Origin of the sequence: Nocardioides sp. JS614 (assembly GCF_000015265.1) — a bacterium.
Lineage (GTDB): Bacteria > Actinomycetota > Actinomycetes > Propionibacteriales > Nocardioidaceae > Nocardioides.
Map to the genome: position 1 here is coordinate 125,966 of NC_008699.1, position 24,050 is coordinate 150,015.

Below are 24,050 nucleotides of genomic sequence, written 5' to 3' on the forward strand. Positions count from 1 at the left end.
GGGGCGGACCCCTGATGGCCGCGGCTGCACCCGGCTGCGTCCGACTTGCCGGTAACCGCGCGGGGGGAGAAGGGTGCGGGTCATGGCCGCCACCGCGTCGTCGTACTCGATCACCATGCGCCTGCACACGGCGCCCGACCACGGCGTCGTGGGCGCCGTCGCCACCGCGATCTCGGCGGCCGGCGGCATCGTCACCGCGATCGACGTCGCCGACTCCAGCCACGCCCGCCTGGTCGTGGACGTGACCTGCTCGGCCAGCGACGCCGAGCACGCCGAGCGGCTCCACGCGGCCGCCGAGTCGGTCGAGGGCGTGGCGGTGCACCGGGTCAGCGACCGGACCTTCCTGCTGCACATCGGCGGCAAGATCGAGGTCACCTCCAAGGTGCCGCTGCGCAACCGCGACGACCTCTCGATGGCCTACACCCCCGGCGTCGGCCGGGTCAGCATGGCGCTGGCGGAGAGCCCGGGGGACGTCCCCCGGCTGACCGTGAAGGGCAACTCGGTCGCGGTGGTCACCGACGGCTCGGCCGTGCTCGGACTCGGCAACATCGGGCCCGGTGCCGCGCTGCCGGTGATGGAGGGCAAGGCCGCGCTGTTCAAGCGGTTCGCGGACATCGACGCCTGGCCGATCTGCCTGGCCTCCCAGGACACCGACGAGATCGTGCGCGCGGTCGAGATGATCGCACCGGGCTTCGGCGGCATCAACCTCGAGGACATCGCCGCGCCCCGCTGCTTCGAGATCGAACGGCGGCTGCGCGAGAGCCTGGACATCCCGGTCTTCCACGACGACCAGCACGGCACCGCGATCGTGGTGCTGGCCGCCCTCACCAACGCGCTGCGGGTGGTGAAGAAGGACATCACCGACGTGCGCATCGTCGTGTCGGGCGGCGGCGCCGCAGGCACCGCCATCGTCACGCTGCTGCTCGCCGCCGGCGCGCCGGACATCGTGGTGTGGGACCGCGAGGGCTGCCTCTCGCGCGACGACGACACGCTGCCCCCGGCGAAGCGGCAGCTCGCGGAGATGACCAACCCGCGCCTCGTCCGGGGTGACCTCCGCGCCGGGCTCGACGGCGCCGACGTCTTCATCGGGGTCAGCGGCCCCGGGGTGCTCGATGCCGAGTGGATCAAGGACATGGCCCCGGACCCGGTGGTGTTCGCGCTCGCGAACCCCGACCCCGAGGTCGACCCGGCGGAGGCGGAGAAGTACGCCGCGGTCGTGGCCAGCGGCCGGTCCGACTACCCGAACCAGATCAACAACGTGCTCGCCTTCCCCGGGGTGTTCCGCGGGCTGCTCGACGCCCGGGCCAGCGAGATCACCCTCGACATGTTGCTGCGGGCGGCCGAGGCGATCGCGCTGGTCGTCAAGGACGAGGAGCTCAACCCGGCGTTCATCATCCCGACCGTCTTCCACCCCGACGTGCAGCGCAAGGTCGCGGCCGCGGTCCGCGGCGTCTGAACGGACCGGCCGGGCGACCCGGTCAGGCGACCCGGCGCGGCCACCAGAACCGGTCGCCGAGGACCAGGGCGAGCGCCGGCACCACCAGGGTGCGGACCAGGAGCGTGTCGAGCAGCACGCCCAGGCAGATGATCGTGCCGAGCTGGGCGAGCACCACCAGCGGCAGCACCCCCAGCACCGCGAACACCGCCGCGAGCAGGATGCCAGCACTGGTGATCACCCCGCCGGTCGCCGACAGCGCCCGCAGCATGCCGCCGCGCGACCCGTGGCCGGCGGCCTCCTCACGGGCGCGGGTGACCAGGAAGATGTTGTAGTCGACGCCGAGCGCGACGAGGAACAGGAACGCGAACAGCGGCACGCCGCTGTCCATCGCGCCGAACCCGAGCGGCCCCGTGAACAGCCACCACGAGGCGCCCATCGCCGCGGCGTACGTCGCGACCACGGTCACCACGAGCAGCAGCGGCGCGACGACGGAGCGCAGCAGCACCACCAGCCCGCCGAGCACCAGCACCAGGATCAGCGGCACGATCAGCCGCAGGTCGCGGTCCGACCCCTCGCGCTCGTCGAGGGCCTTCGCCTCGGCGCCGGTCACGTGCGCGTCGTACGGCGCGACCGCCTCGCGCAGTGCGGTCACGACGTCGGCGTTCTCCCCGGAGCGGCCGGACAGCACCGCGTCGACCACGACCACGCCGCCGCCGGTGGCCGAGACCCGGGCCGAGGTCACGCCGTCGACCGAGCGGACCGCCCGGAGCACGGCGTCGCCGGAGCCCTCGGTGACGACCTGGGTCGGGTCGGCGGTGCCGGCGGGGAAGGACTCGGCCAGCCGGGTGGCGGCGCTGATCGCCTCCGGCTCGTCGAGGAACTGCTCGGCCTGGTCCAGGCCGAGGTGGATCCGCCCGATCCCGGTCGCCATCAGGGCGAGCAGCACCAGGGAGCCGCCGGCCACCAGGGCCGGCCGGCGCGCCACCCGCGCCCCGATCCGGTGCCACACGGTGTCGGCCTCGACCGTGACCGCCTCACCGACGTGCGGCACCCGCGGCCAGAACACCCAGCGCCCGAACAGCACGAGCGCCGCCGGGAGCACCACCAGCGCGAACGCAGCGGCGACCACGACGCCGACCGCGCACGCGAGGCCGAGGCCGCGGGTGGTCGGGGTCAGCGAGAGCAGCAGGGTCAGCAGCCCCAGGACGACGGTGGTCGCGCTGGCCAGCACCGCCTCCGCCGTACGCCGCAGCGCGTGCGCCATCGCCCGGCGCCGCGACGGCTCGGTGCGCAGCTCGTCGCGGTAGCGGGAGATCAGCAGCAGCGCGTAGTCGGTGCCGGTGCCGAAGACCAGCACCGAGAGGATCCCGACCGTGGACTCGTCCCACGCGACGTCGACGCGGGCCATCACCTGGGTCGCCAGGACCGCGGCGAGCCGATCGGCGACGCCCACGACGACCAGCGGGACCAGCCACAGCACGGGGCTGCGGTAGGTGATCACGAGCAGCACGGCGACCACGAGCGCGGTGACCAGCAGCAAGCGGGTGTTCGCCCCGTCGAAGACCGCGGCGAGGTCGGCCTGGACCGCGGCCGGGCCGGTGACCTGGGCCTGCACGCCGTCAGGCGCGGCGTCGTCGGCGGCGGCGCGCAGCGCGCTCACCCGGTCGGCCACCTCGCCGGCCGAGCCGGCCGGGACCGGCACGGCGAGCAGGGCAGCGGTGCCGTCCTCGGCGAGCACCAGGGGGCTGCCGCCATCGGCCAGACCCGCTCCCGCGTCCCGCAGCGCGGCCAGCTGGTCGCGGGAGAGCTCACCGCGATCGGCCGTGAACAGCACGATCGCGGCGCTCGACGCGGCTTCGGGGAGCCGGTCCAGGAGCGCGGTCCCCTCGGTGCTGTCCAGCCCGGCGGGCAGGGCATCGGTGCTGCGCGACGCGCGGTCGCCCTCACCGACGGCGCCGATCAGGACCAGGGCCAGGAAGAATGGCACGAGGGCGAGCACCCAGGCGCTGCGCCGGCCGGTGATCAGCGAGGTCATGTGGGCCTCCGTGAGGATCCGTGGCATGGTGGTCGCTAACTAGATTAGACATCAAGTAGGTGAATGAAAAAAATGGCGAAGCCCGAGCGGGCCGGCCCGGCGAGCGAGTTCGCCGATGCCTGGCGTCAGACCGGGAGCCTGGTCGCCCTGCGCGAGGCGATCGAGGCGGGTGCCCGGGTGCGCCACGTGGTCGCCCGGCGCGCGGGGCTGAGCGACTCCGAGCTGGTCGCGCTCCAGCACCTGGTCCGGACCTCGCTAGGCCCCGCGGAGCTGGCCCGGATCCTCGACATCAGCACCGCCGCGTCGACCGGAGTCGTCGACCGGCTCGCCGAGCGGGGGCACGTCGAGCGGCACCCGCACGCCGAGGACCGCCGTCGCACGGACGTGCGGGTGACCGCGTCCGGGCGCGAGGAGGTGCTCGCGCACCTGCTGCCGATGTTCACCGCCCTGGACGCCTGGGACCGCTCGTTCACCGAAGCCGAGCGCGCGCTGGTCGAGCGGTACCTGCGGGGCGTCCGGGCGGCCTTCGAACAGGTCTTCGACCCGCCGGTGATCGCTCAGCCGCCACCCTCGGAGGCGTAGAGCGCCGCGCCCACCACCCCGGCCTTGTTGAGCAGCGCCGCCGGGATGATCTCGGTGTCGATGTCCACCAGCGCGAGGAACTCGGCGGAGGACTTGCTGACCCCGCCGCCGACCACGAACAGCTCGGGAGAGAAGAGCCGCTCCAGGGTGCGGTAGTACGTCGTGAGCCGCTTCGCCCACTGCTCCCAGGACAGGTCCTCGCGCTCGCGGGCGCTGTTGGCCGCCCGGGACTCGGCGTCGTGGCCCTCGACCTCGAGGTGGCCGAGCTCGGAGTTCGGCACCAGGACGCCGTCGTAGACCATCGCCGAGCCGATCCCGGTGCCGAGGGTGGTCACGATCACCAGGCCGGAGCGGCCCTTCGCCGCGCCGTACCGCACCTCGGCCAGCCCGGCGCCGTCCGCGTCGTTCACGACGTGCACCTCGCGGCCGGTGGCCCGGGTGAAGAGCCGGTCGGCGTCGGTGCCGACCCAGGCCCTGTCGATGTTGGCCGCCGAGCGGACCACGCCGTGGCGGACCACCCCGGGGACCGTCACGCCGACCGCGCCGGTGGAGTCCGGGAATCGGCGCAGCAGCTCGACGAAGACCGCCGCCACCCGCTCGGGTGTGGACGGGTCGGGGGTCCGGATCCGGACCCGCTCGGCGGCGAAGTCGCCGGCCTCGAGGTCGACCGGTGCGCCCTTGATGCCGGTGCCACCGAAGTCGATGCCGAAGGGCTGCGGTGCCGTCTGGGCCATCCACCAACCCTAAACTGCGGGGTATGTCGGCGCACGAGACCCGGATGCTGTTGCTGGGTGCGGTGGCGCTCTTCGAGCCGGTCAACGGCTACCAGATCCGCCGGGAGCTGCTGTCCTGGCAGGTGGACCGGTGGGCGCACACCAACCCGGGCTCGATCTACCACGGCCTGACGTCGCTGACCGGGCTCGGCCACCTGGTCCGCCACGACCTCGTGGACGGGGGCCGCGAGGTCGCGGTCTACGAGCTGACCGGGAGCGGCCGGGCCGAGCTGGAGCGACTGATGGTCGAGGCGCTGGAGACCGTCAACCCCTATGAGCGCAGCGCGTTCACGGTCGCGTTCTCGATGCTGCCGCTCCTCGACCGCGACCGGGTGCTGCGGAGCCTGACCCGGCGGCGCGTGGACCTGGAGCAGACGGTGGCCGAGCTCGCGGCAGCGAACCCGGGCGTCGCCCCGCCGCACGCGACCCGGAGCATGCTGCTCTGGCTCGACCTCGCGGTCGCCGAGCTCGCGTGGCTGCGCGAGACCATCGAGGACATCCGCGCGGGCAAGCTGCCCTTCGAGATGGACGACGACTGGGGCTGGACCCCGCCCGCCGACGACCCGGGCTGGCAGATGAGCACCGACCGGGAGAAGTACCGCGCGCTACTCGGTCGCTGAGTCCCGCGCCGCACCCTTCTTCGTCGTCTTCTTCGCCGGTTCGTTCTGTGAGCCGGCCTTCTTGGCGGCCGCCCGCTTGCGCGGTGGCCGTTGGCTGCGCAGCCGGACCCGCGGCTGGCCGCCGTCGGGATGGTCGAGGTCGAGGTAGGGCTGCGCACCGGCGAGCGCACTGAGCCGCGGGAACCCGTAGTGGCGCGGGTCGAACGCCGCGTGGGTCTTGCCCAGGTAGCTGCCGACCGACCCGAGCGCGGACCAGCCGTCGTCCTGCGCGGTGCTGCGCACCGCGGCCTCCAGGATCGTGCGCAGGTCCGGCAGCGAGTCGGCCTCGGCGTCGGCGTCGGCCTCGTGCTCGGACCCGGGGGCCGCCTCCTTCTGGTGCGCCTGGTCGGCGCCGCCTCCTTCGCCGTCGCGCAGCACCTCGAGGAAGATGAACTTGTCGCAGGCCGCCTGCAGCGAGGCCGGCGTACGCCGGCGCCCCAGGCCGTAGACGGTCTTGCCCGACTCCCGCAGCCGGGTCGCGAGCCGGGTGAAGTCGCTGTCGCTCGAGACGATCGCGAACGCGTCGAGGTGGCCGGAGTAGAGCAGGTCCATCGCGTCGATGATCAACGCGGAGTCGGTGGAGTTCTTGCCGACCGTGTTCGCGAACTGCTGGATCGGCTGGATCGCGTGGCGGGCCAGCTCGGACTTCCAGCCGGCCAGCTGTTGGGTCGTCCAGTCGCCGTACGCCCGCTTGACGGTGGGGACGCCGTAGCGCGCCAGCTCGGCGAGCAGGTCCGCCGCGTGCGAGGCGGACACGTTGTCGGCGTCGATGAGCACGGCCAGGCGCACGTCGGCGGGTTCGGTCACCACCCACTCCTACCACCGCCGTAAAGCAGGTGCCTCCCGGCGCGCCAGGTGTCACGCTCGGCAGGTGCCCACCCAGCTGTCGATGTCGCGTCATCTCGACGCGATCCGCTCCGCGATGGTGGCCTTCGTCCGGTACGCCGAGCGCGCCGGACTCGGCGCGCCCGTGCCGACCTGCCCCGACTGGACGGTCCGGGACCTGGTCGCCCACCAGGGCATGGTGCACCGCTGGGCGACGGCCCTCGTGCGCGGCGAGCACGACGTCGACCCGGACGCGTTCGAGGCCGCCGGCCGGGCCGCGGCGGACCCGCTGGAGTGGCTGCGCGACGGCGCGGTCGCGCTCGCCGACGAGCTCACCCGCGCGCCCGCCGACCTGCACGCCCTGGTGTTCCTCCACGACGCCCCCGCGCCGCGGGAGTTCTGGGCGCGCCGGCAGTGCCACGAGACGACGGTGCACGGCGTCGACGCGCTCGCGGCGGCGCTCGGCCGCTGGCCGACGGCGGAGGACACCTGGATCGAGCCGGACCTCGCGGTCGACGGGATCGACGAGCTGCCGGGCGGGTTCCTGACCCGTCCGCGCTCGCGGCTGCGCTGCGAGGAGGAGGCGCTGCTCGTGGTCGCGCCCGACGACGCCCCCGACCGCTGGCTGGTCCACCTCGGCCCCGGGCCGGCCGTCACCGAGCGGCGGGTCGGTCCGGTGTTCGCCGACGCGGACTGGCAGCTCGACGGCTCGGCGGTCTCGCTGTACCTGGCGCTCTGGAACCGGACCCGGCGGCCCGGCCTGGACGCCGGCTGGCGCGATCGCGCGGCGGTGACCTGGGGCTGACCGGCCCGGGGTCGACCGGCCTGGGGGTCGACCGGCCCGGGGCCGACCGGCCTGGGCCGGGGGCCGATGAGTCGCGGCGTCGCGACCGGTCTGCCTCCCGCGAGCCACGACTTGACCAGAACTGTTCAACGTTGAACACTAGTGTTCAAACTTGACCACAGGAGACCCCATGATCCAGGCACGAGGACTCGTGCAGACGTTCCACACCGGACGAGGCAAGACCGCCAAGGACGTCCGGGCCGTCGACGGCGTTGACCTCGACGTCCACGAGGGCGAGGTGGTCGGGTTCCTCGGACCCAACGGCGCCGGCAAGACCACCACGCTGCGGATGCTCACCACGCTGCTCAAGCCCACGGCAGGCAGCGCCACGGTGGCCGGCTACGACGTGGTCACCGAGTCGGTGCAGGTACGCCGCAGCATCGGCTACGTCTCGCAGGTGGGATCGACGTTCTCCGGCGCCTTCGCCGGCGACGAGGTCGTCGACCACGGGATGCTGTACGGGATGTCCCGGGCCGAGGCCGTACGCCGCGGCCAGGAGCTGTTCGCGCAGCTCCAGCTCGACGGGCTGTGGCGGCGGATGCCCAAGAACATGTCCGGCGGGCAGAAGCGCCGCCTCGACGTGGCGATGGGGCTGATCCACGACCCCGGGCTGGTGTTCCTCGACGAGCCGACCACCGGGCTCGACCCGCAGGCGCGGGCGAACCTGTGGGAGCACATCCGGGGACTGCGCGCCCGGCTGGGCGCCACGGTCTTCCTCACCACCCACTACCTCGACGAGGCCGACGCGCTCGCCGACCGGATCGTGATCATCGACCAGGGCCGGATCGTCGCCTCGGACACGGCGGACAACCTCAAGGCCCAGGTCGCCGGCGACCTCGTGGACCTCGAGGTCGCCGACCCGGGCCAGGTCGCCGTCGCCGCGGCCCGCCTGGAGGCGCTGGTGCACGGCGCCGACGGCGTCGAGACCGACCACCGGCACGTCCGGGCGCGGGTGCAGCGCGCCGGGCGCGCCGTACCCGCGCTGCTGCGAGACCTCGAGAACGCCGGGGTGGCCCTGGACTCGATCGAGGTGCTGCGCCCCACGCTCGACGACGTCTTCCTCTCCCTCACCGGCCGGTCGCTGCGCGACGCCGACTCCACGGACCCCAGCGACGCCCCGACCCAGCCCGAGGAGGTGCTCGCGTGATGTTCCTCCGCGAGAGCTCGATCGTCTTCCGCCGCCAGATCCGGATGAACCTGCGCAACCCCGCCTGGGTGCTGATCGGGATCCTGCAGCCGGTCCTCTACCTGCTGCTCTTCGGCCCGCTGCTCAAGCCGCTGGTCGGCTCCTTCGACACCGGGACCGCCAACGCCTACACGTTCCTGGTGCCCGGGCTGCTGGTCCAGCTGGGCATGTTCGGCGCGTTCTTCGCCGGCTTCGCCCTGATCGGCGAGTGGCGCGAGGGCGTGATCGAGGCCGAGCGGGTGACCCCCGCCAGTCGGTCGGCGTTGCTGGTCGGTCGGCTGATGCGAGACGTGCTGCAGCTGCTCGTGCAGGCCCTGATCCTGGTCGGACTCGGGCTGGCAATGGGACTGCGCGGCTCGGCCGTCGGGATCGGGCTGGGCATCGTGATCACGCTCTTGATCGGCGGCGCGTGCGCCGCGGCCTCCAACGCGCTGGCGCTCACCACGAAGAGCGAGGACGTGATGGCGCCGGTCATCAACATCGTGATGATGCCGGTGCTCCTGCTCAGCGGCATCCTCCTGCCGATGACCCTCGGACCGGCCTGGCTGGAGCGGGCCAGCGACCTGATGCCGTTCCGGTACGTCGTCGATGCCGTCCGCGACGGGTTCGCCGGGGACGTCGCGAGCTCCGCGGTGCTGTGGGGCCTGGTGTGGTCGGTCGCGCTGGCCGCCCTCGGCGGCTGGTGGGGTACGGCGACCTTCCGCCGCGAGAACGCCTGACCCCGCGTCTCGCGCGTCGCCTTCGGCGCCGCGCGCGGCCGCGGATCGGTCCTGCGGTCGATCGCCAGACGGTGTGGTTGCGGTCGCTTGGCAGCTTTGGGTGGGCGACCAGTTTCATCGGCCGGCCGACAAGACCCGTGCCTGGACGACAAAGCTTCATCGTCCAGGCACGAGGTTCATCGGCCGGCCGACGAAACTTGCGGTGGCCAGGCGCCACCCGCGTCGGTGGACGTTTGTGCGCTGCAGGTCTAGACAGTTGACATTTCCTGTGGTTTTGTAAAGGCCTGGACGTGACCACCGTCATTCGCAGGAGGCCGAGCCCATGACCGCGACCCCCCCGACCGCCCCGCCGCAAGTTCCCAACAGCACCGTCCCGGCCGGGTCCACGGCGACCTGGAAGGACAAGAAGCGCTACCTGTGGCTGATCGGGCTGGTGGTGCCGTCGCTGGCCTTCATCGGCTACGGGCTGTGGGCCCTCACCGGCTGGGGCGTGTGGTTCTGGATCGGGCCGTTCGTGATCCTGGTCGTGGTGCCCGCCATCGACCTGGTCGCGGGGCTGGACCGTTCCAACCCGCCCGACGACGTGATCGAGGCGCTCGAGCAGGACCGCTACTACCGCTGGATCACCTACCTGTTCCTGCCGATCCAGTACGCCGGCTTCGTCGGCGCCATGTGGCTGATCGGCGGCGGGGCGGACCTGGGCACCCTCGACAAGATCGGCCTGGCGGTCTCGATCGGCTGCATCGGCGGCATCGGCATCAACACCGCCCACGAGCTCGGCCACAAACGGGAGGCCAACGAGCGCTGGCTGTCCAAGATCGCCCTGGCGCAGAGCTTCTACGGGCACTTCTACATCGAGCACAACCGCGGCCACCACGTGCGGGTCGCCACGCCCGAGGACCCGGCCAGCAGCCGGGTGGGCGAGAACTTCTACCAGTTCTGGCCGCGCACGGTCCGGGGCTCGCTGAAGTCCGCGTGGCGCCTGGAGCAGCGCCGCTACGCCCGCAAGCAGCAGCACCCGTTCCGGATCGGCAACGACGTCCTCAACGCGTGGCTGATGTCGGCGGTGCTGTGGGGCGCGCTGGTCGCCTGGCTCGGCGCCGGCGTGCTGCCGTACCTGGTGATCCAGGCGGTCGTCGGGTTCTCGCTGCTCGAGGTCGTGAACTACATGGAGCACTACGGGATGCTCCGGCAGAAGGTGGGCGTCGGCGAGCGGCAGCGCTACGAGCGGGTCGACCCCACCCACTCGTGGAACTCCAACAACATCGCCACCAACGTGCTGCTCTACCACCTGCAGCGGCACAGCGACCACCACGCGAACCCGACCCGGCGCTACCAGTCGCTGCGCGACTTCGAGGAGTCGCCGGTGCTCCCGACCGGGTACGCCGGGATGATCGTGCTCGCCATCGTCCCCGCGATCTGGCGCCGGGTGATGGACCCTCGGGTCCTGGCCCACTTCGACGGCGACCTGTCGCGGGCCAACCTGTCCCCGCGCAAGCGCGACCGGATCCTCGCGAAGTACCCGCCGCCGGCCTCGACCGTGGTCGAGGAGGTCGCCCTGCAGCCGTCCCGGAACCCGGTCGCGGACGAGGTCCTGGCCGCCCGGTGCCCGGGCTGCGGGTACACCTACCGCGTCGAGGAGGGCAACGAGCTCGAGGGCTTGGCGGCCGGCACCGCCTGGGCCGACGTACCCGACGACTGGTGCTGCCCGGACTGCGGCGTACGCGAGAAGGTCGACTTCGTGCCGCTCACCGAGGCGGCCGCCTGAGGCACGGAGCCCGGCCGGGGCCGAGCACCACCGCCGCCGAGGTCTCCTCCTAGACTCGTGAGGTGCCTGGGACCACGCGCTCGCGGATCGTGGACGCGGCGGTCGCCATGACCGTCGAGTCCGGCTGGGCACGGGTCACGATGGGCGCCCTCGCCGAGCGGGTGGGGGTCAGCCGGCAGACCGTCTACAACGAGGTCGGCACCAAGCCCGGGCTGGCCGAGGCGATGATCCACCAGGAGCTGGACCGCTTCCTCGGCGTCGTCTCGGAGGCCTTCGACCGGCACCCGGACGACCTGGTCGACGCGATCCGCGCCGCCTCCTCGGGCGTGCTCGAGCTGGCCCAGGACAACAGGCTGCTGCACGCGGTCGTCTCCGCGACGCACGGCGCGGACACCGAGCTGCTGCCGCTGCTGACCACGCATGCCGAGTCGCTGCTGGCGGCCGCGAAGCTGGTCGTCGCGGACCGGCTTGCGCCGTACTCCCTCGGGATCGAGGGCCGGCGCCTGGCGGCGGCCATCGACGTGGTGGTCCGGGTCGTGCTCAGCCACGTGATGCAGCCCTCCGGGTCCCCGGCCGACACCGCCGACGACATCGCCTGGATCGCCGCCCGGGTGCTGCGCGGGTAGGTCCGCTCAGGCAATACCTGCACTTCTCGGCCGAAACTTCGGGTCAACAGTTCCGGTTTCCCCGGTGAACCGGGGAAACCGACCCCCCCGGACGGCCTACGCAGCCCCCGCCACAGCGTCGCGGAAGGCGCGGGTGACGTACGGCGGGACCCGCAGGCCGCGCCGGTGCGCCCAGAGCAGGTCGCGCTCGACCCGGGCGACCTGCTCGGCGAACTCGTCGGTGTCGCGGTCGACGCCGAGCGTGTGCAGCACCGCGCCGAAGTCCAGGGTTGCCTTCATCAGGGATTCCCCTGAGTTCACTATCGTGTTCGTCGTGGGCGACCCCGCCGGATTGGCCGGACCCGATGGCGTCCGGCTCGGTACGGCGACCGGCCGCGCCGTCGTCCTCGCGGCGGTCCTCGGCTCGGGGATGACGATGCTCGACGGCACCGTCGTGAACGTCGCGCTGCGCACGATCGGCGCGGACCTGGACGCCTCGCTCCCCGAGCTGCAGTGGATCACCAACGGCTACCTGCTCTCGATGGCCAGCCTGATCCTGCTGGGCGGGTCGCTGGGCGACCGGTTCGGCCGGCGCCGGGTGTTCGTGGTGGGCACGGTGTGGTTCGCCGTCGCCTCGCTCGCGTGCGGCTCGGCGCCGACGCCGGAGGTCCTGATCGTCGCGCGGATCCTCCAGGGCGTCGGCGCGGCCCTGCTCACGCCGGGCAGCCTCGCGATGATCCAGGGTGCCTTCGTCCGCGACGACCGGGCCCAGGCGATCGGCTCCTGGTCCGGGTTGACGAGCATCGCGGCCGCCGTCGGGCCGCTCGTCGGCGGCGCACTGGTGCAGTACGCCAGCTGGCGCTGGATCTTCCTGGTCAACCTGCCGATCGCGACGCTCACCGTCGTCGTCGCCCGCCGCGCGGTCCCGGAGACGCGGGACCCGAACGCCCCCCGGCGCTTCGACGCCCTCGGCGCGGTGCTGGCCGCGCTCGCCCTCGGCGGCCTGACCTACGCGCTGATCGAGTGGGGTGGCGCCCTCGCGCCCTGGGCCGTGGTCGTCACCGTCCTCGCGGCTGCGGCGTACCTCGTCGACGAGCGCCGCAGCGACCACCCGATGCTGCCGCTCGGCATCTTCGCCGACCGCACCTTCACCGCCGCCAACGCGATGACGATGGTCGTCTACGCCGCGCTCGGTGCCGTGTTGTTCTTCCTCGTCCTGCAGCTGCAGACGGTGAGCGGGTACGGCGCGCTCGGCGCCGGCCTGGCCACTCTGCCGATCACGTTCTGCATGCTGCTGCTCGCCTCGCAGGGCGGCCGGCTGGGCGCCCGGATCGGCCCTCGCGTCCCGATGAGCCTCGGCCCGCTGGTGATGGCCGCGGGCACCCTGCTGCTGCTGCGCGTCGGCGCCGGGACGACGTACTGGACCGACGTGCTGCCCGGGCTGGTCGTCTTCGGGCTGGGGCTGGCACTGCTGGTCGCGCCGCTGACCGCCACCGTCCTGGCCGCCGTGGCCGACGAGCACGCCGGGATCGCCAGCGGCGTCAACAACGCGGTCGCCCGCGCCGGCTCGCTGCTGGCGGTGGCCGCGCTCCCGGCCGCGGTCGGGCTGCGCGGCGAGGAGTACGCCGACCCGGTGGCGTTCGACGCCGCCTACGGCTCGGCGATCCTCGCGTGCGCCGCGCTGCTCGCGCTGGGCGGCGTCGTCTCGTGGCTGAGCATCCGCGACCCGGGCATCGGCCGGACCGCCGCGCCACCGATCGGAAGGTAGGTCGTCCCTCGGGACGCACCGCCGCGAACGGGCGGCTCTCCTGCCGCGATCCCGGGGTGCTCGCACCCGCCACGGCCGCTTCCCGGTAGGCCTCAGGAGGGTTGGTCGGACGCCGATCGGAGGGGTACGAGGTCCCGACGGGACCGATCCCGGGAGGGAGCCGAGATGACCACGACGCTTGCGGTGCCGGAGCGCCACGCACGCCCGACCACGGTGCCTTCGGCCCGCAAGCGCCGGGTCGCCGTCCGCCCCGCGGAGCTGGTCGACCTGATGGCGCGCCGGCCCGACCTGGTCGGCGTCTACACGCCGGCCGATGTCGCCGTCGAGGCGATCCGCTGGTCGGCGTGACCGCCTGACGGCTAGTGGACTAGGTCGCTAGACTTAGCCTCGATCGAGGCTGGGCCCACGTCGGGCGGCCCCGGCGCTCACCGCGGGGGTCAGACCCCGACACCACGGGGAGGAGACGCGACCATGACGGCTACCATCGCCGCCACGACGACGGCCAGGAGCGCGGCGCTGACCAGGCCGCACCACGGTCACCGCAGAGGGGAGCTGCCGGACGCGGTCGCCAAGGAGATCCGGGCCGCGGCCCGGGTCCGCGACCTGGTCGAGCTGATGGCCCGCCGTCCCGACCTGGCCGGCGTCTACGGTGCGGCCGACCTGGCCGCCGAGGCGGTGCGCTGGACGGCCTGACCGATGTGCCGGGGGGTCAGCGGAACACGACGGTGCGGTGGCCGTTGAGCAGCACCCGGGACTGCGCGTGCCAGCGCACCGCGCGGGACAGCACCTGCGCCTCGACGTCGCGGCCCGCGGAGACCAGCTGCTCCTGGTGGTGGGTGTGGTCGACCCGCATCACGTCCTGCTCGATGATCGGGCCCTCGTCGAGGTCGCTGGTCACGTAGTGCGCGGTCGCGCCGACCAGCTTGACCCCGCGGTCGAAGGCCTGGTGGTAGGGCCGGGCGCCCTTGAAGCTGGGCAGGAACGAGTGGTGGATGTTGATCGCCTTGCCGGACAGCTCGCGGCACAGCCCGTCGGAGAGGATCTGCATGTAGCGGGCGAGCACCACCAGGTCGATGTCGAGCTCGCGCACCAGCTCGAGCAGCCGCTCCTCGGCCTGCGCCTTGGTGTCCGGGGTGACCGGGACGTGGTGGAACGGCACGCCGTACGACGCCGCCATCGCCGCGGCGTCCGGGTGGTTCGACACGATCGCCGGCACCTCGATGCCGAGCGAGCCGGTGCTGGTGCGGAACAGCAGGTCGTTGAGGCAGTGCAGGTCCTTGGAGACCAGGATCAGCGTGCGGTACGGCGCGGCCGCGTCGTGGACGTCGAAGCGCATCTCGAACTCCTCCGCGACCGGCGCGAACTCCGCCCGCAGGGCCGCCGCGTCGACGGCTCCCGGCACGTCCACGGCGATCCGCATGAAGAACCGGCCGCTGAGCGGGTCGCCGAACTGCTGGCTCTCGGTGATGTTCGCACCGCGCTCCACCAGGAACCCGGTGACGGCATGCACGATGCCGGGACGGTCGGGACAGGACAGGATCAGCACGAGCTCGGACACGGGGGACAGTCTTCCATCGGGGTGGGGAGGCCCGGCCGCACGGCCCTGCGGGCGGACCGGCGACGCCGGCTCACGACGTACCCTGGCCCGGGGAGGGATGTGATGCGAGTCAGGCGCGCGCGGAGCACGGCGGTGCTGGGACTCGCCGCGCTCCTCGGCGCCCTGACGACCGCCTGCACGGGGCCGTCCGAGGCGGGTGACCCCACGCCCGACAGCTCCTCGACCGCGACGGCCAGCGCCGGCAGCCCGACGGCCTCGCCCGCCCTCGACCCCGCCCACGCCGTCGACCCACCGGGCCGCCGCACCGGCCTGATCTCCCCGCCGGACATCGTGGCCTCCGGGTCGAAGACCATCGCCCCCGGCCGGGTGCGGGCCATCGAGCGGCTCGCGGGCGTCGTCGACGTCGAGCAGGTCTCGCTGGTCCAGGTCGTCGTCGAGAACCGGGCACTGAGCGTGGCCGCGGTCGACCCGACGACGTACCGCAACTTCGTCGTCAACGCCGACAGCGCCAAGGCCGACGACGTCTGGGACCGGGTCGCCGGCGGGGAGCTCGCGCTGCGGCCGGCCCTGCAGAAGCGGGCGCCGATCGACGAGAACGGCTTCCTCAAGCTGGGCAGCGCGGAGGATGCGCCCCAGGTGCACGTCGGCGCCTACGCGCAGCAGTCCTGGCTGGTCGACGCGGTCGTCAACGAGACCTGGATCCCGACGCTCGGGATGACCGAGGGCAACGCACTGCTGATCCGCACCGGCGGCACCTCGCCGGAGACGCTGCGCGCGCCGATCCAGCGGATCCTGCGCGGCACCGGGGCCGCGCCGCAGATGACCGACGTGGTCGCCCGCGAGGGCCTCGACCCCGGCGCCGTGCAGACGGTCGTGGTGGTCGGCTCGATCGCCGACGCCATCGGCACCTTCCGCTACAGCGTCCTCGCCGGGGGCCGGATCGCGCCGGACCCGGCGTGGGTCGCCTCGCACATCGCGACCAGGACGGTCCCGATCCTCGGCACCGTCACCTGCAACCGGCTGATGTTCCCGCAGCTCGAGGCGGCGCTGCGCGACGTGGTCGCCCAGGGCCTCACCGACAAGATCCACCCGGGCGAGTACGCCGGCTGCTACTACCCGCGCTTCATCGCGGGCTCGACCACGCTCTCCAACCACGCCTTCGGCCTCGCCCTCGACCTCAACGTCCCCGGCAACCAGCGCGGCACGGTCGGCCAGATCGACCGCGGCGTGGTCGCGATCTTCAAGCACTGGGGCTTCACCTGGGGCGGTGACTGGCGGTACACCGACCCCATGCACTTCGAGATGAACCGGCTGGTGGAGCCGCGGTGAGCGGCGCGCCCGCGGCGCCCCGGACGGCCGAGGAGCTGTTCCGCGCCGACCCGGCCGGCCTGGCGGCGTACCGGATCGTGCACGAGGCCCTCGTCGGCTGGGGCGGCTGTGAGGAGCGGGTCGGCCGCAGCCAGCTGGGCTTCCGACGGGCCCGCGGCTTCGCCTGGCTCTGGAACCCGCGCCAGTACCTCCGGCACGCCACGGCGGACGTCGTGCTGACCTTCGCGCTCGACCACGAGGTCGCCTCGCCGCGGATCAAGCAGGCCGTCCGCACCTCGCCGCTGCACGTCGTGCACCACGTCGAGCTGGCCGACCCGGCCGTCGACCTGGACCCCGAGCTGCTCGGCTGGCTGCACGAGGCCTACGACCGGGCCTGAGACGGCACGACGGCCCACGAGCCCAGGCGGCTAGCCTCGGGACCCATGCGCGCCGCCCAGGTCATCGACACCACCGGTCCCGCCGACGTCGTCGTCCGCGACGTCCCCGAGCCGACGCCCGGACCCGACGACGTGCTGGTCGAGGTGCACCGGGTCGGCATCTCGTTCCCCGACCTGCTGCTGAGCAAGGGGGAGTACCAGCTCAAGCCCGAGGTCCCGTTCACCCTCGGCGTCGACTTCGCCGGCACCGTGGTCAGCGGCGGGCCGTTCGAGCCCGGCCAGCGGGTGGCCGGCGTGAACGGGTACGGCGGCGCCGCCGAGCTGGTCGTCAACCCGGCGCAGTTCACCTTCGCGCTGCCCGACCACGTCACCTTCGACGAGGGCGCGGCGCTGCCGATGAACTACCTCACCGCCCAGTTCGCGCTGGCCGAGCGCGGCGGCCTGCGCGCGGGCGAGACCGTGCTCGTGCACGGCGCTGCCGGTGGCGTCGGGACCGCGAGCATCCAGGTCGCGAAGGGGTACGGCGCGCGCACGATCGCCGTCGTCAGCACCGAGGAGAAGGCGGAGGTCGCCCGGGCGGCCGGGGCCGACGCCGCCGTACTGCTCGAGGGCTTCAAGGACGCCGTCCTCCAGCTCACCGACGGCCGCGGCGTCGACGTGGTGGTCGACGTCGTCGGCGGCAGCGCGTTCACCGACTCGCTGCGCTGCCTGGCCCCCCAGGGCCGGCTGCTGGTGGTCGGCTTCGCCGCCGGCCAGGGCATCCCGGAGGTCCGGGTGAACCGGCTGCTGCTCAACAACGTCGACGTCCGCGGCGTGGGCTGGGGCGCGTACGCGATGACCCGGCCCGGCTACCTGCAGGACCAGTGGGCGGCGCTGCTCCCGATGCTGGAGTCGGGCGTGGTCAAGCCGCCGATCGGCGCGACCTACGACCTCGACGAGGTGACTCGGGCCCTGGTGGACATGGACGAGCGCCGCACCCTCGGCAAGTCGGTCCTGCGCGTGCGGTAAGGGGTGACCCTCGGTCCTCGGCGCGCAGCAGGCCAGGGGATCGAGAGCCACGCCCTGGCCGGCGGACGACGCGGTGCCGTGCGTCGCGGCCGCAGTCGAGGCGTCCGCCGCCAACGTCCGGCTACTGTCGTCGCCGTGAGCATCCTCGACGAAGCCCGGGCAGGCATGAGCCCCGAGATCCGGCCCCAGGACGACCTCTTCGGCCACGTGAACGGCCGCTGGCTGGACGAGACCGAGATCCCGGCGGACCGCTCGAGCTGGGGGCCCTTCATCCAGCTCGCCGACACCGCCGAGACCCAGGTCCACGAGATCATCGAGGACCTCGCGCGCCGGGTCGCGGCCGGCGAGCCGGTCGACGAGGACGCCCACAAGATCGGCGACCTGTTCGCCTCGTTCATGGACACCGAGACGATCGCGCGCAACGGCCTGCGGCCGGTGCGCCCCCTGATCGAGGCCGTCGCGGGGCTGCGCGACGTCCGCGACCTCGCTGCGTTCCTCGGCGAGTTCGAGCGGATCGGCGGCCACGGCCTGTTCGGCTCCTACGTCGACACCGACTCCAAGAACTCCGACCGCTACCTGTTCAACCTGGTGCAGGGCGGGCTCGGCCTGCCCGACGAGTCCTACTACCGCGACGAGAAGTTCGCGGAGATCCGCGAGAAGTACGTCGCCTACCTCACCACCCTGTTCGGCCTGGGGGAGCACCCCGATCCTGCTGCCGCGGCCGCGACGGTGCTCGCCATCGACACCCGGATGGCCGCGGGGCACTGGGAGCGCGCCGAGACCCGCGACGTGCAGAAGACCTACAACCTGATGACCAGGGCCGAGCTGATCGAGCTCAGCCCGGGCTTCGACTGGGACGCCTACGTCACCAACCTCGGCGGCAACGAGGAGACGCTCGCGGAGGTGTGCGTGCGGCAGCCGTCGTACTTCACCCACCTCTCGGTGCTCCTCGACGAGATCTCCCTCGAGGACTGGCGCGAGTGGCTGCTGGCGCACGTGCTGCGGTCGGCGGCGGCGTACCTCACCGACGACTTCGTCGAGACGAACTTCGACTTCTACGGCCGGACCCTCAGCGGCACGCCCGAGCTGCGGGCGCGGTGGAAGCGGGGGGTCGCGCTGGTCGAGGGCGCGATCGGCGAGGCGGTCGGCAAGGAGTACGTCGCACGGCACTTCCCGCCCCGGTCGAAGGCGATGATGGACGAGCTGGTCGCGAACCTGCTCGCCGCCTACCGCCAGTCCATCTCCCGGCTCGACTGGATGACCGAGGAGACCAAGCAGCGCGCGTACGACAAGCTCGACAGGTTCCGGCCCAAGATCGGCTACCCGGAGAAGTTCCGCGACTACTCCGCGCTCCGGGTGACCCGCGACGACCTGCTCGGCAACGTCGCCGCCGCGTCGGCGTTCGAGACCGACCGGCAGCTCGCGAAGATCGGCTCGCCGGTGGACCGCGACGAGTGGTTCATGCTCCCCCAGACCGTCAACGCCTACTACAACCCCGGCACCAACGAGATCTGCTTCCCCGCCGGCATCCTGCAGAAGCCGTTCTTCTCCCCGGACGCCGAGGAGGCCGAGAACTACGGCGGCATCGGCGCGGTCATCGGCCACGAGATCGGGCACGGCTTCGACGACCAGGGCGCGCAGTACGACGGCAGCGGCAACCTGCACGACTGGTGGACCCCCGACGACAAGGCCGCGTTCGAGGTGAAGTCGAAGGCCCTCATCGAGCAGTACGACGGCTTCGAGCCCCGCACGCTGCCCGGCGAGCGCGTCAACGGCGCGCTCACCGTCGGTGAGAACATCGGCGACCTCGGCGGGCTGACCATCGGCCACACCGCCTACCTGATCGCCCGCGGCGGGAGCGCGTCCGTCGAGGACCGGCAGAAGGTGTTCCTGAACTGGGCCTACTGCTGGCGGACCAAGCGGCGCAAGGAGCAGGAGCAGCAGTACCTCACCATCGACCCGCACTCCCCGGCGGAGTTCCGTGCGAACATCGTGCGCAACCTCGACGAGTTCCACGAGGTGTTCGGCACCGTCGAGGGGGACGGGCTCTGGCTGGACCCCGACCAGCGGGTGCGCATCTGGTGAGTGGGACACGAGCCCGGCCCCGGCTGCTCCACCTGCCGGGGCCCGGGGTCCCATGTCGGCGTACCGCGTCCGCGCGGCCGGTCCGAGCGGGCTGGCGCCAGCCTGTCGCCGGCGCGGCGCACCTCGTGCTGGTCTCCGGCCGCTGACTTACCGGGCAATCCCTGCACTTCTCGGCCGAAACTTCGGCCCAACAGTTCCGGTTTCCCCGGTTAACCGGGGAAACCGTCGCCAGCCACGACCACCCACCGAACCGTCATTCGAAGCGCGGGACCGACATCGTCCAGTCGTCGATCCAGCCCGAGTCGGTGCTCGAGTTGCCGGTGGTGCTGGCCTGGATCGCGAGGACGTGGGTGCCCGTGCCGATCTTCGTGCAGAACTGGGCGGAGTCGCCGTGGTAGCTGGCCTCCGAGGTGAACGCGAACGGGCTGCCGTTGTCGGCGTACGGCGCGGCCGGCACGCCGTCCTTGTGCAGCTCCAGGCTCATCCAACCGCTGCCGGTGTAGTAGCTCTCCGCGGTGAACGTGACCAGGACGGTGTCGGTCCCCTTCGGCGGACCGGTGAGCGCGACCTGGGCGCCGGTGACCGCCACGTCGGCCCCGGCGGTGCCGGCGAACGAGAACGGCTCGGCCGAGAGCCGGCTGGTCATCTTCTTCAGGGCGCCACCGCCGCACTTGACCGGCGCCGTGGCCTTGGCGGCCACCCGCTGGCCGACGTGGGGAGCGAACCCGTCGGCGTCGGCCGAGCTGGTCGTGGTGGCGCCTCCGACCAGTCCGAGGGTGGCGAGGCTGGCGACGGCGGCGAAGGCGAGGGTGCGGTGGTTGCTCATCGGTGCTCCTGCTGGCGGGGCGGCCCGCCCGTACGAGTCGCGTCGGACCTCAGGAGGGCGGCGGAGCGCTCCAGATACCCGTCCGCGGAGGACGTTGTCGGGGCCCGCTGGTAGACAGGGTCGGGTGAGTGCCCCAGCCGAGACCGACGTACGCCGCAGCGCGGAGGCGCACCTGCGCGCGCTCGTCGGGCCGCGGCCGGGTGAGCCGGAGCCGGTGCTGCGCGAGGACCAGTGGGCCGCGATCGAGGCGCTCGCCGTGCACCGCCGCCGGGCGCTCGTTGTGCAGCGCACCGGCTGGGGCAAGTCCGCGGTCTACTTCGTGGCGACGCTGTTGCTGCGCGAGCAGGGTGCCGGGCCGACGGTCATCGTCTCCCCGCTGCTGGCCCTGATGCGCAACCAGATCGCGGCGGCCGAGCGGGCCGGGATCCGCGCGGTGACGATCAACTCCACCAACATCGAGGACTGGGAGCCGATCCACGAGGCGATCGCGGCCGGCGAGGTCGACGTGCTGCTGGTCAGTCCCGAGCGGCTCAACAACCCGGGCTTCCGCGACGAGGTGCTGCCCCGGCTGGCCGCGACCTGCGGCCTCCTGGTCGTCGACGAGGCGCATTGCATCTCCGACTGGGGCCACGACTTCCGGCCCGACTACCGTCGGATCCGCACCCTGCTGGGCGAGCTCCCCGACGGCATCCCGGTGCTCGCGACCACCGCGACCGCCAACGCCCGGGTCACCGACGACGTCGCCGAGCAGCTCGGGGTCTCGACGGGCTCGGCCACCGACGGCTTCGGCGAGGTCCTGGTGCTGCGCGGTTCGCTGGACCGCGAGTCGCTGCGCCTCGGCGTGGTCCGGCTCCGGACCGCGGAGCAGCGGTTGGCCTGGCTCGCCGACCACCTCGCCGAGCAGCCCGGGTCCGGCATCGTCTACTGCCTGACGGTCGCCGCCACCCAGGAGATCGCCGACTACCTGCGCTCGCGCGGCCACGAGGTCGCGGCGTACTCCGGCCAGACCGACCCGACCGAGCGGCACGCCCTCGAGCAGGACCTGGTGAATGGCCGGGTCAAGGCGCTGGTCGCCACGAGCGCGCTCGGCATGGGCTTCGACGCCACCCTCGGCTTCGTGGTCAACATGGGCGCGCCGCCCTCGCCGGTCGCCTACTACCAGCAGGTCGGCCGCGCCGGCCGCGGCACGACTCTGCCGCCGGAGGGGGCGACCGTCGTGCTGCTGCCCGCGATCGAGGACCGCGACATCTGGGCCTACTTCGCCTCCCTCGCCTTCCCGCGCGAGGAGCAGGTCCGCCGCACGCTCGAGGTGCTGGGGGCGGAGGGCCGGCCGCTCAGCACGGCCACCCTGGAGACCTACGTCGACCTCAACCGCACCAGGCTGGAGACGATGCTCAAGGTGCTCGACGTCGACGGCGCCGTACGCCGGGTCCGCGGCGGCTGGGAGGCCACCGGTCGCGAGTGGTCCTACGACGAGGAGCGCTACCGCCGGGTGACCGAGGCGCGCCAGCGCGAGCAGCAGGCTATGCTCGACTACATCGCGACCGACGCCTGCCGGATGCGGTTCCTGCGCGACCAGCTCGACGACCCGGAAGCCGAGGACTGCGGGCGCTGCGACAACTGCGGCGGGCTCACCCTCTCCGCCGACGTCTCGGCCGCCGCGCTCGAGGACGCCGGCGCCCGGCTGGCCCGGCCCGGGGTCGCCGTCGAGCCGCGGAAGATGTGGCCGAGCGCGCTGGCCAACCTCGGCATCGAGCTCAAGGGCAAGATCGCCGAGGGCGCCCAGGAGGGCCGGGCGGTGGCCCGGCTCACCGACCTCGGCCACGGCCAGGCGCTGCGCGAGCTCTTCGCGCCGGCGACCCCGGACGGCCCGGTCCCGGTGCCGTTGGTCCGCGCGGTCCTCGAGGTGCTCGGTGACTGGCGGCCCCCGGTCGACGCGATCGTGGTCGTCGAGTCGCAGACCCGGCCCACGCTGACGGCCGACCTGGCCGCCGGCCTGTCCCGCCACCTCGGGGTCCCCGTGGTGGGACGGTGGGCGATCGTCAACCCCGACATCGTCCCCGGCCAGGGGGCCGCCAACTCCGCGCAGCGGGTCGCCGCCGTCGGGCGGCGCTTCGCCCTCCAGGTCGACCAGCCGCTGGACGGGCTGCGGGTGCTGCTCGTCGACGACCGCACCGACACCGGATGGACGCTGACCCTGGCGGCTCGCGCCGTACGCCGCGCCGGCGCCGCGGAGGTCCGACCGCTGGTCCTCGCCACCACCACCTGAGCCGGCCGCGCCCGAACCGAGCCGGGCCGGCTGAGCCGGGTGCCCGCCCGGCGCTGCGGGACGTCGTACGGGGCGGTCGTCGGGGCAGCCGGATCGGATGACGTCGCCACGGCTGCCGGCGGGGACCTTGGCCCCTGGCGGATGGGGGGCGCGGTTCCTCACGTCGGAGCGTGGCTGGTCCCGAGCGGCTGCTCGGCCTCTCGATGGGCGGCGAGGAGGCGATCGGCACGGCCGGCGTCGACCCCCGGGGTCCGGGCGGTCGTGGCCGAGGGGGCGACGAACCGGGTCGCCGCCGACAAGGAGTACCTCGACGAGTACGGCTTCCGCGGCCGGCTCCAGCAGCGCGTCGACGGTCTCACGTACGCCGTCGCGGGGCTGCTCACCGCGGCCCCGGAGCCGCAGGAGCTGCTCGAGTCGGTGCGCGCCGCCGCTGACCGCGGGACCCGGTTCCTGCTCGTGGCTGCGGGGGACGTCGAGACCGAGGGGCTCGCCGCGCAGCGCCTGCTCACGGCCGCACCGGACCTCGTCGAGGTGTGGACGGTGCCCGGAGCCGGACACGTGCAGGGCCTGCGGACCGACCCGGAGGGCTGGTCGCAGCGCGTCGTCGGCTTCCTCGACGCCGCCCTGGTCGGTCCCCGCTGACCCGGGTGCGGCAGGCTGGGGGCATGACCTCGCAGGACGACTCCCCGGACGACGGCCGCCGGGCGGCGGAGCTGGGCGAGCGGCTGGCCGCCTGGCTGGAGGAGCTCGGGCTCGGCGCGCACCTGGCCGCGGCCGGGCTGCCGACCTGCGAGCGCGACGAGCACGGCCGGGCCGCGTGGACCGACCCGAACACCGGCCTGCCGATGACCGGCGAGCAGCTCGAGGACCTCGAGCGGCTGCTGCGCAGCGAGGGAGCCGACCCGCAGCACGCCGTACCCGTGCAGCTGGTGCAGATCGCCCGGCGGGCGCGGGTGCGCCAGGAGCTGCTCGACAGCGCTTGGTACGACTACGAGTCGCTGGCCGAGCTGCGCGGCACCTCGGTCGACGCGACCAGGTTCGCCGTGCACAAGGCCGAGGGCGAGCACCGGCTGCTCGTGGTCGCCGCCGACGCGCGCACCCTCGTGCCCGCCTTCCAGCTCACGCCCGAGGGCAACCTGCGACCCGAGCTCGGGCCCGTGCTCACGTCGCTGCTCGCCGCCCGGATGGATCCGTGGCAGGCCTGGGCGTGGCTCACCCAGCCCGCGGGGCTGCTCGGCGGCGAGGTGCCCGAACGCGCGGCGGCCGATCCCGAGACGGCCGACGTGGTGCAGCGTGCGGCCGCCCGGCTGGCCGAGCGGGCCGGCGCCCGGCCCTGACCCGCGCCGGCTCGCGGGACGTCATACGGACAGTGTGTCCCCCTCCACCGTCCGTATGA

24 protein-coding genes are annotated in these 24,050 nt (G+C 73.2%); 18 read left to right on the forward strand and 6 right to left on the reverse strand.

What is annotated here, in order from left to right; translation table 11 throughout:
- Nucleotides 1-82 precede the first annotated feature (82 nt).
- Entirely contained in the window at nt 83-1,456 is a 1,374-nt protein-coding gene (locus tag NOCA_RS01960; protein WP_011753609.1) for an NAD-dependent malic enzyme, read from the forward strand.
- A gap of 22 nt (nt 1,457-1,478) precedes the next feature.
- On the opposite strand, the gene NOCA_RS01965 is transcribed toward NOCA_RS01960, so the two are convergent.
- Entirely contained in the window at nt 1,479-3,473 is a 1,995-nt protein-coding gene (locus NOCA_RS01965) for an MMPL family transporter (RefSeq protein WP_041546043.1), read from the reverse strand.
- 72 nt (nt 3,474-3,545) lie between these two features.
- Between NOCA_RS01965 and NOCA_RS25380 the strand changes: the two genes are divergently transcribed.
- Nucleotides 3,546-4,055, forward strand: a complete 510-nt coding sequence (locus NOCA_RS25380; RefSeq protein WP_011753611.1) for a MarR family winged helix-turn-helix transcriptional regulator — start codon at nt 3,546-3,548, stop codon at nt 4,053-4,055.
- Here the strand turns inward: NOCA_RS25380 and ppgK are convergent.
- Entirely contained in the window at nt 4,031-4,789 is a 759-nt protein-coding gene (gene ppgK / locus NOCA_RS01975; RefSeq protein WP_011753612.1) for a polyphosphate--glucose phosphotransferase, read from the reverse strand. The genes NOCA_RS25380 and ppgK overlap by 25 nt on opposite strands.
- A 23-nt stretch (nt 4,790-4,812) precedes the next feature.
- Here ppgK and NOCA_RS01980 point away from each other — a divergent pair, with 23 nt between their 5' ends.
- A complete protein-coding gene (locus NOCA_RS01980; protein WP_041546044.1) occupies nt 4,813-5,448 on the forward strand; it encodes a PadR family transcriptional regulator in 636 nt (211 codons plus the stop codon).
- Here NOCA_RS01980 and NOCA_RS01985 read toward each other — a convergent pair.
- Nucleotides 5,434-6,294 carry an NYN domain-containing protein gene (locus NOCA_RS01985; RefSeq protein WP_011753614.1) on the reverse strand — a complete coding sequence of 287 codons (861 nt, stop codon included), beginning with the start codon at nt 6,292-6,294 and terminating at the stop codon, nt 5,434-5,436. The two genes, NOCA_RS01980 and NOCA_RS01985, sit on opposite strands and share 15 nt — an antisense overlap.
- Nucleotides 6,295-6,358: 64 nt before the next feature.
- Here NOCA_RS01985 and NOCA_RS01990 point away from each other — a divergent pair, with 64 nt between their 5' ends.
- From NOCA_RS01990 to NOCA_RS02010, 5 genes are all read left to right on the forward strand, one after another.
- Complete coding sequence (locus tag NOCA_RS01990; RefSeq protein ID WP_140403769.1) at nt 6,359-7,117, forward strand: maleylpyruvate isomerase family mycothiol-dependent enzyme; 759 nt, start codon at nt 6,359-6,361, stop codon at nt 7,115-7,117.
- Between the two features lie 169 nt (nt 7,118-7,286).
- Complete coding sequence (locus NOCA_RS01995; protein WP_011753616.1) at nt 7,287-8,303, forward strand: daunorubicin resistance protein DrrA family ABC transporter ATP-binding protein; 1,017 nt, start codon at nt 7,287-7,289, stop codon at nt 8,301-8,303.
- Complete coding sequence (locus tag NOCA_RS02000; RefSeq protein WP_011753617.1) at nt 8,303-9,061, forward strand: ABC transporter permease; 759 nt, start codon at nt 8,303-8,305, stop codon at nt 9,059-9,061. Before NOCA_RS01995 ends, NOCA_RS02000 begins: the two co-directional genes overlap by 1 nt.
- 322 nt (nt 9,062-9,383) lie before the next feature.
- On the forward strand, nt 9,384-10,829 hold the full coding sequence (locus tag NOCA_RS28590; protein WP_011753618.1) for a fatty acid desaturase: 1,446 nt from the start codon (nt 9,384-9,386) through the stop codon (nt 10,827-10,829).
- A 62-nt stretch (nt 10,830-10,891) separates the two neighbouring features.
- Nucleotides 10,892-11,455, forward strand: coding sequence for a TetR/AcrR family transcriptional regulator (locus NOCA_RS02010; RefSeq protein WP_011753619.1), 564 nt, complete (start codon nt 10,892-10,894; stop codon nt 11,453-11,455).
- Nucleotides 11,456-11,551: 96 nt separating this feature from the next.
- Here the strand turns inward: NOCA_RS02010 and NOCA_RS02015 are convergent, their stop codons facing one another.
- A complete protein-coding gene (locus tag NOCA_RS02015; RefSeq protein WP_041546048.1) occupies nt 11,552-11,734 on the reverse strand; it encodes a hypothetical protein in 183 nt (60 codons plus the stop codon).
- A gap of 34 nt (nt 11,735-11,768) precedes the next feature.
- On the opposite strand from NOCA_RS02015, the gene NOCA_RS02020 reads away from it, so the two are divergent.
- The 3 genes from NOCA_RS02020 (at nt 11,769) to NOCA_RS02030 (ending at nt 13,895) form a co-directional block, all read left to right on the forward strand.
- The gene (locus tag NOCA_RS02020) at nt 11,769-13,202 is read left to right on the forward strand and encodes an MFS transporter (protein ID WP_197687618.1); all 1,434 of its coding nucleotides are present in this window, start codon (nt 11,769-11,771) and stop codon (nt 13,200-13,202) included.
- Between the two features lie 165 nt (nt 13,203-13,367).
- Nucleotides 13,368-13,550: a hypothetical protein gene (locus NOCA_RS02025; RefSeq protein WP_011753621.1), complete on the forward strand. Its 183-nt coding sequence runs from the start codon at nt 13,368-13,370 to the stop codon at nt 13,548-13,550.
- Nucleotides 13,551-13,673: 123 nt separating this feature from the next.
- Nucleotides 13,674-13,895 (forward strand): hypothetical protein, encoded by a 222-nt coding sequence (locus NOCA_RS02030; RefSeq protein WP_011753622.1) that lies wholly within the window; start codon nt 13,674-13,676, stop codon nt 13,893-13,895.
- Nucleotides 13,896-13,911: 16 nt separating this feature from the next.
- Here NOCA_RS02030 and purU read toward each other — a convergent pair whose 3' ends face one another.
- Complete coding sequence (gene purU / locus NOCA_RS02035; protein ID WP_011753623.1) at nt 13,912-14,760, reverse strand: formyltetrahydrofolate deformylase; 849 nt, start codon at nt 14,758-14,760, stop codon at nt 13,912-13,914.
- Between the two features lie 102 nt (nt 14,761-14,862).
- Here purU and NOCA_RS02040 point away from each other — a divergent pair, with 102 nt between their 5' ends.
- The 4 genes from NOCA_RS02040 to NOCA_RS02055 all read left to right on the forward strand — a co-directional run bounded on the left by NOCA_RS02040 (nt 14,863) and on the right by NOCA_RS02055 (nt 19,559).
- On the forward strand, nt 14,863-16,089 hold the full coding sequence (locus NOCA_RS02040; protein WP_140403768.1) for a M15 family metallopeptidase: 1,227 nt from the start codon (nt 14,863-14,865) through the stop codon (nt 16,087-16,089).
- The gene (locus NOCA_RS02045) at nt 16,086-16,466 is read left to right on the forward strand and encodes a DUF5655 domain-containing protein (protein ID WP_011753625.1); all 381 of its coding nucleotides are present in this window, start codon (nt 16,086-16,088) and stop codon (nt 16,464-16,466) included. Before NOCA_RS02040 ends, NOCA_RS02045 begins: the two co-directional genes overlap by 4 nt.
- 45 nt (nt 16,467-16,511) lie before the next feature.
- Nucleotides 16,512-17,474 carry an NADPH:quinone oxidoreductase family protein gene (locus tag NOCA_RS02050; RefSeq protein WP_011753626.1) on the forward strand — a complete coding sequence of 321 codons (963 nt, stop codon included), beginning with the start codon at nt 16,512-16,514 and terminating at the stop codon, nt 17,472-17,474.
- Nucleotides 17,475-17,609: 135 nt separating this feature from the next.
- The gene (locus NOCA_RS02055) at nt 17,610-19,559 is read left to right on the forward strand and encodes a M13 family metallopeptidase (RefSeq protein ID WP_011753627.1); all 1,950 of its coding nucleotides are present in this window, start codon (nt 17,610-17,612) and stop codon (nt 19,557-19,559) included.
- A gap of 253 nt (nt 19,560-19,812) precedes the next feature.
- On the opposite strand, the gene NOCA_RS02060 is transcribed toward NOCA_RS02055, so the two are convergent.
- Nucleotides 19,813-20,385 (reverse strand): hypothetical protein, encoded by a 573-nt coding sequence (locus NOCA_RS02060; RefSeq protein WP_011753628.1) that lies wholly within the window; start codon nt 20,383-20,385, stop codon nt 19,813-19,815.
- Between the two features lie 124 nt (nt 20,386-20,509).
- On the opposite strand from NOCA_RS02060, the gene NOCA_RS02065 reads away from it, so the two are divergent.
- The 3 genes from NOCA_RS02065 (at nt 20,510) to NOCA_RS02075 (ending at nt 23,991) form a co-directional block, all read left to right on the forward strand.
- Nucleotides 20,510-22,654 carry a RecQ family ATP-dependent DNA helicase gene (locus NOCA_RS02065; RefSeq protein WP_011753629.1) on the forward strand — a complete coding sequence of 715 codons (2,145 nt, stop codon included), beginning with the start codon at nt 20,510-20,512 and terminating at the stop codon, nt 22,652-22,654.
- Between the two features lie 261 nt (nt 22,655-22,915).
- The gene (locus NOCA_RS02070; protein WP_011753630.1) at nt 22,916-23,296 is read left to right on the forward strand and encodes a hypothetical protein; all 381 of its coding nucleotides are present in this window, start codon (nt 22,916-22,918) and stop codon (nt 23,294-23,296) included.
- A gap of 23 nt (nt 23,297-23,319) precedes the next feature.
- On the forward strand, nt 23,320-23,991 hold the full coding sequence (locus NOCA_RS02075) for a hypothetical protein (RefSeq protein ID WP_011753631.1): 672 nt from the start codon (nt 23,320-23,322) through the stop codon (nt 23,989-23,991).
- The last annotated feature ends 59 nt before the right edge of the window (nt 23,992-24,050 follow it).